9 protein-coding genes are annotated in these 12549 nt (G+C 40.6%); 4 read left to right on the top strand and 5 right to left on the bottom strand.

The features are described from left to right. Positions 1-44: 44 nt before the first annotated feature. From mnmE to rpmH, 5 genes are all read right to left on the bottom strand, one after another. Positions 45-1433 (bottom strand): tRNA uridine-5-carboxymethylaminomethyl(34) synthesis GTPase MnmE, encoded by a 1389-nt coding sequence (gene mnmE, locus ACTXGF_RS13860; RefSeq protein ID WP_443533597.1) that lies wholly within the window; start codon positions 1431-1433, stop codon positions 45-47. A 261-nt stretch (positions 1434-1694) separates the two neighbouring features. Continuing rightward, positions 1695-3377, bottom strand: coding sequence for a membrane protein insertase YidC (yidC, locus tag ACTXGF_RS13855; protein WP_160021025.1), 1683 nt, complete (start codon positions 3375-3377; stop codon positions 1695-1697). 215 nt (positions 3378-3592) lie between these two features. Continuing rightward, the gene (yidD, locus tag ACTXGF_RS13850) at positions 3593-3973 is read right to left on the bottom strand and encodes a membrane protein insertion efficiency factor YidD (RefSeq protein ID WP_443533031.1); all 381 of its coding nucleotides are present in this window, start codon (positions 3971-3973) and stop codon (positions 3593-3595) included. Between the two features lies 1 nt (position 3974). Continuing rightward, complete coding sequence (gene rnpA, locus ACTXGF_RS13845; RefSeq protein ID WP_443533032.1) at positions 3975-4346, bottom strand: ribonuclease P protein component; 372 nt, start codon at positions 4344-4346, stop codon at positions 3975-3977. 179 nt (positions 4347-4525) lie between these two features. Beyond that, the gene (gene rpmH, locus ACTXGF_RS13840) at positions 4526-4660 is read right to left on the bottom strand and encodes a 50S ribosomal protein L34 (protein WP_007394757.1); all 135 of its coding nucleotides are present in this window, start codon (positions 4658-4660) and stop codon (positions 4526-4528) included. A gap of 590 nt (positions 4661-5250) precedes the next feature. On the opposite strand from rpmH, the gene dnaA reads away from it, so the two are divergent. The 4 genes from dnaA (at position 5251) to gyrB (ending at position 12503) form a co-directional block, all read left to right on the top strand. After that, on the top strand, positions 5251-6690 hold the full coding sequence (gene dnaA, locus ACTXGF_RS13835; RefSeq protein ID WP_443533034.1) for a chromosomal replication initiator protein DnaA: 1440 nt from the start codon (positions 5251-5253) through the stop codon (positions 6688-6690). Positions 6691-6850: 160 nt separating this feature from the next. Then, on the top strand, positions 6851-8026 hold the full coding sequence (gene dnaN / locus ACTXGF_RS13830; protein ID WP_179798536.1) for a DNA polymerase III subunit beta: 1176 nt from the start codon (positions 6851-6853) through the stop codon (positions 8024-8026). Positions 8027-8164: 138 nt separating this feature from the next. Further along, on the top strand, positions 8165-9376 hold the full coding sequence (gene recF / locus ACTXGF_RS13825; RefSeq protein ID WP_443533036.1) for a DNA replication/repair protein RecF: 1212 nt from the start codon (positions 8165-8167) through the stop codon (positions 9374-9376). Positions 9377-9887: 511 nt separating this feature from the next. Beyond that, positions 9888-12503, top strand: a complete 2616-nt coding sequence (gene gyrB, locus ACTXGF_RS13820) for a DNA topoisomerase (ATP-hydrolyzing) subunit B (protein ID WP_201568095.1) — start codon at positions 9888-9890, stop codon at positions 12501-12503. Positions 12504-12549: the final 46 nt, after the last annotated feature.

Raw genomic sequence — 12549 nt, 5'->3', positions numbered from 1 at the left:
TAAGATAGCTAATTTTGATAAATAATAAAAATATCATTTACCAGTTATTTACCAATACAAAAGCTACCGAATATCTTACCCAATAAGTCATCAGCGCTGAACTCACCCGTAATTTCACCCAGACTCTGCTGTGCCTGACGTAAGCTATCAGCAACCAATTCACCCGCTTCAAATACGGTTAATTGCTCGTGGGCTTCTGCCAAGAAATTAGCTGTCCGTCTAAGTGCGTCTAAATGTCTGATACGAGCGATTAAGCTATTCTCTGGTGGATGAAAGCCTACTTTCTCACATAGTGCTTCGACTAAATCATCAATACCAATACCTGTTTCACATGAAACATTAACTTGCTGGTAGCCTCTGTTCTTGATTTCAGCTTGGGTCATAGCAGCACTTTCTTCTCTATCATTATCGCTCAATAAATCGCTTTTATTAGCAATGATAAGTAAGCGTTTAGCTTCTGGTAATTCACCAAATAACTGTTCAGCAAGCTGCAAAGGTGTGCTTTCCTCTTCAACATCGCGAGTCACATCATAGACCATCAGTAGCATATCAGCTTGAGTGATAGCAGTACGGGCACGCTCAATTCCGATACGCTCCACAGTGTCTTCTGTCTCGCGTAGGCCTGCCGTATCGGTCAGATGTAGTGTCAAACCATTGAGCACAACTGTCTCTTGCAGCGTATCACGTGTAGTACCAGCGACATCAGTCACGATAGCACGCTCTTGCCCTGCAAGGCGGTTGAGCAAGCTAGATTTACCTGCGTTTGGCCTACCTGCTAGCACAACATGGATACCATCGCGCAAAAGCTGACCTTGCTTTGCCGTTGCTAAGACTTGTTGTATCTTATCTTGCGTTTGCTCAAGTTTGCCTTGTATGACGCCATCAGACAAAAAGTCCACGTCTTCTTCATCAGGGAAATCAATCGCAGCTTCGACATGTAAACGAAGGTGAATGAGTTGTTCTAGTAGCTGGTTAATTTTTTGTGAAAACTCACCACTTAAAGAACGAATCGCACTACTGGCGGCGGCAGCACTGGTGGCATCAATCGCATCAGCGATCGCTTCGGCCTGCACCAAGTCCAATTTATCATTATCAAAGGCACGATAAGAGAACTCTCCTGCACTTGCTTGCTTGGCACCTAGCTCAAAAACTCGCGCGAGCAATTGGTTTTGCAAAATAACGCCGCCATGCCCTTGCAGCTCAATCACATCCTCGCCTGTGAATGAATGCGGACCTTTGAAAAACAAGACCAATCCCTCATCGATGACAGTGCCATCAGCTTGATAAAAACGACAAAAGCTGGCCATCCGCGGCGTAAAAGCAGACTTACCTGTTAGAGCACATGCCATATCGTAAGCACGGCTGCCTGATAGACGTATGACACCCACACCCCCTCGCCCGAGAGGCGTTGCAATCGCAGCAATTGTGGCCAATCCAGATGTATTAGACTTTTCAGAAGAATTAGGTACGGCTAATGCTGTCTCTAAGGAATCCACAATGACTCTCAATATTTAAAAGCTCCATTATAGACGTCTGGACTCATACTGACAAAGCAAACTTTGAAAGGTAGTCGCATCAGACATATATTCGTTTCAATGTTGATAAGCTGTGGATAACATTTACTACTTATCAACCACCTATAAAAAAAACCACCGCTTGCGCGATGGTTTTTTATATTTCTGACAAAGAACTAATTAATCGACCACTTTTACCGTACGACGCTTTTGCTCTTCATCGACTTTTTTATTGACGATGTATTGCTGAGTCATACTAAACAAGTTGTTGACTGTCCAATATAAAACCAAACCTGCTGGGAAGAACAGCATGAATGCCGTAAAGATAATCGGCAAGAACTTCATTACTTTTGCTTGCATCGGATCTGCTGGCTGCGGGTTCAACTGCTGCTGTACAAACATTGATGCACCCATTAACAACGGCAAGATAAACCATGGGTCCATCGCTGACAGATCTTGAATCCACAAAATCCATGGTGCATGACGCAGCTCAACACTCTCTACCAATACCCAATATAATGCTAAGAAAATCGGCATCTGCATCAAGATTGGTAGACAACCTGCCATCGGATTGACTTTTTCTTCTTTGTAGATCGCCATCATCTCTTGCGACATTTTCATACGATCATCGCCATGCTCTTCTTTAAGCACTTTGAGTCTCGGCGCAATGGCACGCATTTTAGCCATCGAGTAGTAGCTCTTATTAGAGAACCACATCAAGGCAATTTTCACTAAGATAGTCAGTAAAATAATTGACCAACCCCAGTTACCAACAACCTTATGCACACCTTCCAAGATAGCAAACAAGACCTTTGATATTGGCCATAGCAGACCATAATCAACTGTTTTGTTAAGGCCTACCGCAACGTCTTTTAGCTCAGACTGAACTTTTGGACCTGCATACAGTGTTGCATTTAAAGTAACTTGTTTGTTTGGTGCTACGTTCACTGGTTGGCTATTAAAGCCGATAAAATAATCACTACCTGTTTCACGAGTGAAGAATTTGCCAGTAAAGTTTTCAGGCGTCCAAGCAGATACAAAGTAATGCTGTACGATACCAACCCAGCCTTTATCGCTAGTGGTCGTCAACTCACCATCACTAAAGTCACCAAATTTCAGCTTATTATAAGGATCATCCGGGGTACCCCAAGCGCCGCCTAAATAAGTCGCCATGCTCAGCGCACCTTTATCAGACATACCAGGGTCTTTACTATCATCACGCTTTAATTGCGCAAACATCTGACCTTGCCAAGCATTGGTAGACGCGTTTTGGATCTGATAACTAATATCGATTGGATATTTATTTTCAGTGAAAGTGAAAGTCTTGGTAATCGTTACACCGTCTTTTTTGTAAGTAAGCGGCACTGACAACGTTTGCTGTCCATCTTCCATCACATAATTGTTAGCAGTATGGTTATAAGTCGCTCTACCTTCTGCTGTATCAATACCGTTCTGACCGATAAGTCCAGATTGAGCCACATACACACGGTTACTGTTGTTTTCTAACAATACGAAAGGCTTATCGCTATCGAGCGTTGCGTCATACTGCTTGAGCGCAGCATAAACAATATCACCACCTTCTGGATTGATTTTTATATCATAGCGATCAGTTGTTACCGTGATTAGACCAGCGTTTTTCGCAGGAGTCGCTGTCACAGCACTATTATCCACAGGTAATGTCTGTACCGGGATATCACCTGCTGCACCAGTAGTAGAAGGAATGTCAGCACCTACCGAACTCGTAGTTTCTGGCACCGCATCTACAGCTGGAGCATCGGCATAATCATCTCGCCATGCCAAAATCAGCAGATAAGCGGTAATTAGCATCGCAATGATGATCATCACCCGAAATATCTTTTGCATAAACCTTTCCTAGATTAAAAAATTAGGGAATGAAAAATTAGGGCATGTGTCATGACTGTACTACACAGCTGTCCTGTCACATTGCAACTGCATCAGTAGTCATTTACATAAAATGTGCATCATTTTACTAAAAATCTGTCTCAAATGATACCAAGAGTGTGGATAACTTGTGGGTAACTCAACAGAGTATATCTCTGAGACTAAAGAGATCAACTTTATGTTGATTTCATCAAATAATTAAGCTGTGAAACATAGCTAGTAATGTCTCGATAGACACCCAAACCCTTAAGGTTGATATTTAGTACATCACTAAAAGATATATATTGATAACTATAGGAAGCTAATGGTAAGGGTACAAAGTCTATACCGTGCCCACCTAAAGGGTGACACCTACTAAGACGTTTTAATAACAACCAACCACCCTTACGGGCACCATGCCATGTTAAAGCTTGTTTGCCATAATTTGAGCATGTCGGATAATAGCGACAACGAGCAGGTATTACAGGACTAACTATTTTTTGATAAAAAACAATCAAATTAAAAAATACTTTATAGAAAATTTTATTTATATTTTTTATTTTTAATAAAGTATTCATTTTATTTTTTTTCTATTTTTTTAAATATATTAATTATTTGATTTTTTAGCTCTTTATTATCTATATCTTTAATAGATTTTTTGACAATAAAAACAATATCTTTATTTTCTATCTTAAAAGCTTTTGTACGGAACTCTTCACGCACATGCCTTTTGATTAGATTACGAGCGACAGCAGTAGGTACTTTACGCTTAGTAATAGCCATACCGACTCGCGGCTGTGCATGCTCGTTGGCGCGTACAAAGGCCATTAAATGACTCTGATGAATCTTGCGCTCAGGTGCGTCAAATACCTCACGGAAGGCTGCAGGGGTAAGCAGGCGTTGCTGTTTAGTGAAACTAGCTGCAGGTGTATCTGATAGAGTATTGGACATAGTACAACCTAGTAGAATAACGATAGAAGAAATAATAACAAATTATAGAGACAAAAAAAGCGCCTATGTGGGCGCTTTTAATATATGGCTAAGTGTCAGTTGTGATGATTGACTATCGCAATCTATAAGCAATAAGAACACAACAAGCACTGTTAGCCATGCTTATCGCAATCTACTGATTATACAGTAAGGCGATGACGTCCTTTAGCGCGGCGACGAGCTAAGACCTGACGGCCTTTTTTAGTTGCCATACGAGCACGGAAACCGTGAGTACGTTTACGCTTGATCACGCTTGGTTGGAATGTACGTTTCATAACTCACCTATCAAAATAATGGACTAAATTCGTAATAACGGAGGATTATACCATTCAGTATAGTTTTGGTCAATAAACTAATTTGCTTTGTACCTAAATAGGAAATACCTCATACAAATCTAGTAAAGATATTTCCTTAAAACCTATTTCTAGTTAACCAAATTTTATAGTTATATATCCTATAATTTACAAAGTTATCCACAGGTTGGCTCAAACACTATAATAATAATTAATTAATATAAATATAGTATTGTTATTATTGGGACCATGATTATCTGTGGTTAAGTCTATTTTCCTTTTTATTATCAATTTACTAGGCTATGGGTAATCCTGTGGATAAACTGTGGGTTAAATATGGATAACTAGCTTGTGAAAGTTATGCACAAAACTGTCCACAGTCTTATCCACAAAAAACAAGGTTTTATCCACAGGGTATCTGTGTTAAATTAGGCGCTACTTGATATACATTTTCGTATAGGATATCAGTACGAACTTTTTGGTTAGTTGTTACGTGTAATATCGAGGCTTAGGTAGCAATTTATATTGCTAAAAAATAACTATTATTTCAGATTACAAGGTCAGTACTTTTCATGATAGACACAGCAAATATTTGGGATAAATGTCTAAACGATTTGCGTTATAACGTCAAAGACAACGTGTTTACTATGTGGCTGAGACCTCTGTCAGCTCATCAAGAAGCACAAACTTTAATTATTCTTGCTCCCAATGATTATTTTGTGACGTATATCAAGAAGAATCATCTTCAAGATATTCAGCAATTGGTGACCAAACACAGCCAAGGTAGTATTGAAGAGGTCGTCGTACGTGTTGATAATGCTGGCCGCAATGCAGAAGATAACAGTCAATCAGGTTCTTTATTTATAGAAGACGAGGTCTCCCCTACCCCATCCGAACATAAGTTTGAATCTATTCATCATAACAACGCAAAAGCAGATATCGACGCGAACATGCGTCATAATGAGCCAGTTGAGTCTGCTGATACAAAATCATTAAGCTATCTGAACCCCGACTTTACTTTTGAAACCTTTGTTACAGGTAAGTCCAATAACTTGGCTTACAAGGCTTGTTATGAGCTTGGTAAGCGCCAATCGAAAAATCGTCACAATCCTTTATTTATATATGGCCCTTCTGGATTGGGAAAAACGCATTTAATGCATTCTGTAGCTCATCGCTATTTAAAAAATAATCAAAGTTTTTATTATTTCACTTCTGAAAAATTTATAAACCAATTAGTTTATTCATTAAGAAATAATAAAATAGAAGATTTTAAAAAGAAAATAAAAAAAGTAGATTTATTAATTGTAGATGATATTCATGTATTGGCAGGAAAGACTAAAAGTAGTAATGAGTTTCTAACATTATTTGCAGATTTTACTAGTGGTGATAAACAACTTATTTTAGCCTCTGATCGACATCCCTCCCAAATGACGGAATTTGATGAACGATTTAGATCGCGGTTTTCTTGGGGTTTGACAGTCGCTGTTGATCCTCCTGAAATTGATACTCGAGTACAAATTCTGCAGAAAAAAGCAGCCTCCTACGGGATGGTATTACCAAAGGAATGTGCGCTATTCATTGCACAAAATGTGGTGTCTAATGTCAGACGTTTAGAAGGTGCCCTAAATCAGGTGTTTGCCAATGCTAACTTAACAGGAGCACAGATTACTCTTGAGATGGTGCAATACGCACTAAAAGATATCGTTGCGATGCGTGTGCAGGCAGTGAATATGGATAACATCCGTAAGATAGTTGCTGAGTACTATGATGTCACGGTCAAAGATATCATGGGACGTAAACGTACGCGTAGTATTGCAAGACCACGTCAAATAGCGATGGCTTTGTCGCGTGAATTAACAGGCGATAGCTTCCCTGAAATTGGTCAGTCGTTTGGTGGACGCGACCATACGACGGTGATGCACGCTTGCGATAAAGTAAATGAGTTAAGAGCAGCAGATCCTGCATTTGATAAGGACTATAAAACCCTAGCTCTAATGTTACAGGCAGGATAAAAGCGCCAGATATCATTGTGTTTTAGTAACGACAGATGGTTTATAATATCGAAAATACAAGTGCACAGATGCTCTGTAGATTATCGTCAGCAGACAAGGTATTATTGAGTCATTACGACAAATTTTTATAAAAGAATCATTCAAATAAGAGTAACTAAGCATGCAATTATCGATCAATCGAGAATCGTTACTAAAAGCTATCAACTTGATCGCCAAAGCCGCTGATAAACGCCACAATATGGTTATATTGGGTAATATCAAGCTACAGCTATCAGATTCTGAGCTTATCTTAACAGCGTCAGATTTAGAGGTAGAGCTGACATCGACATTGAAATTGCCTGCTGGTGCTTGTGTAGAAGCAGGTACAACGACGCTTCCTGCAACCAAGCTAAAAGATATTTGTAAATCGCTACCTGCACAGGCGCAAGTTAATCTAGCAACTCAAGCAAATGAGCGTTGTTTGTTAACTAGTGGTAAGAGTCGTTTTACATTAGGAACATTACCAAGCGAAGACTATCCGAGTTTGGGTAACCCTGAAAATATCACCCCTCTGACTATTAGCCGTAATCGTCTAACAGATTTGATTCATAAAACACAGTTTGCAATGGCGATTCAAGATGTACGCTACTACTTAACAGGTATGTTATTTGACGTTTCACAGCAGCAACTGACAACGGTAGCAACAGATGGCCATAGATTGGCATTAGCCCGTAGTGTGATCAATGTAAGCGCAGATCTCAATATGCAGGCTATCTTGCCACGTAAGGCAGTAATCGAACTTGAGCGTTTGGCTTCTGAGCTTGGTAAAATGTTGGGTGATCAGGACAACGCAGTTACCCTAAGTTTTGGCCGAGAGTTTTTACAAGTAAGTTTACCATTTGGCGATGTAGATAGTGCAGGGCAGGTCAGCCAAGATCTAATGGTAACATTTACCGCACGTTTAATTGATGGTAAGTTCCCTGATTATCGCCGTGTGATGCCAAGCAATACTGACAAGCTGGCTTTATTCAGTCAGGAAAAAATGACAGATGTTCTACGTCGTGTTGCCATCTTGAGTAATGAAAAATCTCGTGGTGTGGTTTTTAATTTTGCTAGTGATGGTATGGTCGAAGTACGTGCTAATAATGCTGAGCAGGATGAAGCAGTCGAGATGATACAAGCTAAGTATCAAGGTGAGCCGATGGAGCTGTCGTTTAATGCTGCGTATCTGCAAGATGTATTGGGCGTTATCCAAGGCGATTTACAAATGCATATGAGCCAATCGAATGCCTCTGTATTGGTTAATCAACTAAATGATGAGTTCCATCAATATGTCATCATGCCAATGCGTATATAGTGTGTTTTTCTTTAGAGACAAACAAAATTGAATAGAAGTAGTACGTTCCAGAAAGTTTTATTCTCAGTACTAAATATTGATTTTTAATGAACTTTTGACTGCTTTATTAGCAGGCTTTAATGGGCGGCTATCGATACCATGATTGAACGTCTACAAATATCCCATCTTAGAAACCTTACTCAAATTAGTTTAGAGCCTGCTGCTTGCAACATCATTATCGGTGCAAATGGTAGTGGTAAAACCTCGTTGCTCGAAGCTATATTCTTGTTATCAAGAGGTAAGAGCTTTCGTCATCACCAGCCTAAACGTTATATCCAGCATCATCAAAATAATACGACTGTCCATGCTAAGCTCAGTGATGGTCGTACTTTAGCTATTCAAAAGCAAGCAGATGCTACGACCATCTTACGCCTCAATCAAACCACTGTTTACAACCAAAGTATCTTGACAGAGCAGCTACCTACGTTGCTGATAGATCCATCGACAATGGATATGTTGGAGCAGGGAAGTGCGAGCCGTCGACAGCTGTTAGATTGGTTAGTGTTTCACATGAAACAAGGGTTTCATCCACAATGGATGGCTTATCAACGTCTCCTAAAACAGCGCAATAGTTTACTAAAAAGTACTCGTCATTTAACCCAAGTACAGCTTGCTGAGCTGAAATCATGGGATAAAGGGTTGAGCAACCATGCTGCTTTGATTCATCATTATCGCGAGCAAGTATTTACTGAATGGCAGCCTTATTTTGCCAAGAGTATCGTACAGCTATTGCCCTCTTACGCTGAGCAACTGAGCCTGAGCTATAACGCTGGTTATGACACCAGTATCGCGCTAGATGTGCAGCTTAATGAGCGGTTAGATCAGGATTTGCAATTGGGATATACCCGTATAGGCAATCATCGTGCTGATATCCATGTGCATTGGCGTTCTGATGATTCTATAAGCGATCAAACGACAAATGCCAGAACAGAAGCTTCAGCAAATAGTATCCAAACCAAATTACCGACTTTAAAAGAGCAGGCAGCAAACGTATTGTCTCGCGGTGAAAAGAAACTGCTCATTACTGCACTGCGCTTATCGCAACTACCACTGTTGCTAAACGATGGAGAGCACAGTGACTCACTCAATGATGATTTATCATCGAGAGCGACACCTGTTGTGCTCCTAGATGATATCACTGCAGAATTGGATGATAGAGCTATAGAAATACTGCTATCGACCCTCGCTCAACTCCCTTGCCAAGTATTTATGACCAGTCTAACAGACGATATTTTACCTTTAGTTAATGAACTTTGGTCACAACCAAATATGTTTCACGTGAAACAAGGTGAAATTCTGTTTACTAACTAATATTCCATTCTTCTACTTGTACTTTTGACGATTACCCATCTACGTTCATCTCTCATTATTCAGTACACTAGCGACTACTATTTGTCCTAACCGTTACTATGTTAAGACAACCTTCCATAGACCGTAAAACTCTCAGTAAACAGTGACTTAGAAGCGAAAAAATGTTAAAATAACCCTTTATTTTTGTCCTGTGCTCAGCAATTTATCTGATAGCATCATAGAAAAGATTTCTATTTTTTAATTATTCATAAGTATTTGATAAATATGTATTTTATTTATTTCAATAGTTTTAACAATGGCTAGAAAAACAAAGACTATTACTAATAAATAATTTGCTGATTTTATCTCTGTGCGGCCTTTTTTGAGGCTAACGGTGGTTAGTAGTTTAACTGCTCATATGCACTCTAGATTATGAATAATAGACGTTAATTCTAAGATGCCATTATGTAGCGGACTGTTTATAAGTGCGCTAAGCGTAAATGGCTGATTATGGCTAGATTAAGGAATGTACATGAGTGATTCATTACCTATTGACCACGAGCAATTGATAGACGACAGTGCTACTGAAGCGGCTGTTCCTACTGTAGTTTCAGAAGTATTGCCTTCTGATTATAGTTCTAAAGATATTCGCGTATTGCGTGGGTTAGAGGCCGTACGTGTGCGTCCTGGTATGTATATCGGTGATACCGATGATGGCACAGGCTTGCATCATATGGTCTTTGAGGTAGTGGATAACTCTATCGATGAGGCGCTTGCTGGTCATTGTGATCAGATTGATATCGTTATTCACGAAGATGAGTCTGTCAGTGTGATGGATAACGGTCGCGGTGTGCCTGTTGATATCCACCCAGAAGAGGGTGTATCAGCGGCTCAGGTTATTATGACTGTATTGCATGCGGGCGGTAAGTTCGATGACAATAGCTATAAAGTGTCAGGTGGCTTGCACGGTGTAGGTGTATCAGTCGTTAACGCTCTGTCTCAAAAGCTTGAGATGAATATCTGGCGTGAAGGCTATCATTATCATCAGACTTATACTGATGGCGTACCTGATAGCGATATCCAACAGATGGAAGCAACCGATCAGACGGGTACACAAATCCGTTTTTATCCTAGCAGTGATGTGTTCACCGGTACGATCTTTGAGTACGATATCTTAGCAAAACGCTTACGTGAGCTGTCATTTTTGAACTCTGGTGTGCGTATTGTTTTGACTGATGAGCGTATTGATAAACGTCATGAGTTTGAGCATAAAGGTGGCTTGCTAGAGTTTGTTAGCTATATCAATGCTGGTAAAGACGGTATCAACGAAGTATTCCATTTTACCAGTCAGCAAGATGACGGAATCAGCGTAGAAGTCGCGCTACAGTGGACAGATACATATAACGAAAAAGTACTGTGCTTCACCAACAACATTCCGCAAAAAGATGGTGGTACTCACTTATCTGGTTTCCGTTCAGCATTGACGCGTTGCTTGAACAGTTATATGGATCGTGAAAACTTATTCAAAAAAGAGAAAGTAGCCGCAACGGGTGATGATGCTCGTGAAGGGTTGACCGCAATTGTCTCTGTAAAAGTACCAGATCCGAAGTTCTCAAGTCAGACCAAAGATAAGCTAGTATCAAGCGAAGTGAAATCTGCTGTTGAATCAGCCATGCATGATAAGTTCAATGACTACCTGCTAGAGAATCCAGGTGCTGGTAAAGCCATTGCTAACAAGATTATCGATGCAGCGCGTGCACGTGATGCGGCTCGTAAAGCGCGTGAAATGACACGTCGCAAGACTACTTTGGATATTGCAGGTCTGCCTGGTAAGTTAGCCGATTGCCAAGAAAAAGATCCAGTATTATCTGAACTATACATTGTGGAGGGTGACTCTGCAGGTGGCTCAGCTAAACAGGGTCGTAGCCGTAAAACACAAGCAATTTTGCCACTAAAAGGTAAGATTCTAAACGTCGAGCGTGCTCGTTTTGACAAGATGCTATCGTCTGCTGAAGTGGGTAACCTGATTACTGCATTAGGTTGTGGTATTGGTCCTGATGAGTATAATCCTGACAAAGTACGCTATCACAAAATCATCATCATGACCGATGCCGATGTTGATGGATCGCATATTCGTACGTTGTTATTGACGTTCTTCTTCCGTCAAACGCCTGAATTAATCGAGCGCGGGTATGTATATATTGCTCAGCCACCGCTATACAAAGTAAAAAAAGGTCGTCAAGAGTTATATCTAAAAGATGACGAAGCGCTTAAAGCGTATCTATTGTCTTCAACAATTGACAATACCAAGCTACATATCAGTGCTGATGCGCCTGCGATTACTGGTCAAGCGCTTGAGACATTGCTTAACGACTACAACCAGACACAGTTGATCAAGGCGCGTCTGCAGATTCGCTTCCCAGCGGTGATTTTGGACGCATTGACGCATACGCCAAAACTTAGCACTGATATGACTTATGATGAGTCTGCTATGCAGGATTGGAAAGCAGCAATGCAGACTAAGCTGGATTACTTCGGTAGCGATCTAAGCCCTGAGATTGAATTGGTTAATATCCATGCGCCGCAGCCGAAAAATATGGATGCAGCCGCAGCAGATTTATTGGGTATGACGCCAGTAGTAGGTACTGAAGAAGGCGAAGCGTCAGATAGTGAGGCTTTATCTACCAAGGCTCAGTGGCTGCCACGCGTCACAGTATATGTGCATCAACTAGCACACCATTATCTGTTAGATGCTAGCTTTATCAACTCGGGTGAGTATGGCAAACTGCTACGTTTATCAAGCGAGTGGAATACATTGCTTGAGAGCGATGCTTTTATCCGCCGTGAAGCGTCTGCGGGAACAACGAAAGATATCCCAGTACGTGACTTCGATTATCTATGGCAACAAATGATGCTGGATGCGCGTCGTGGTCTAGCTATCCAGCGTTACAAAGGTCTAGGCGAGATGAACGCCGACCAGCTATGGGATACAACGATGGACCCTGAAAATCGTCGTATGCTACGCGTTACTATCGAAGATGCTATCGCCGCTGACCATATGTTTACTTGCTTGATGGGTGATCACGTTGAGCCGCGTCGTATCTTTATTGAAGAGAATGCGCTAACAGTATCGAACTTAGATATCTAAATTTGAAATTGGTTACTGACAATTTATAAAAATACCGCTTTGATAT

Origin of the sequence: Psychrobacter sp. 1Y6 (genome assembly GCF_052258385.2) — a bacterium.
GTDB lineage: Bacteria > Pseudomonadota > Gammaproteobacteria > Pseudomonadales > Moraxellaceae > Psychrobacter.
The sequence above is the reverse complement of the archived record's forward strand: the minus strand, read 5'-3'. Positions and strand labels throughout refer to the sequence as shown.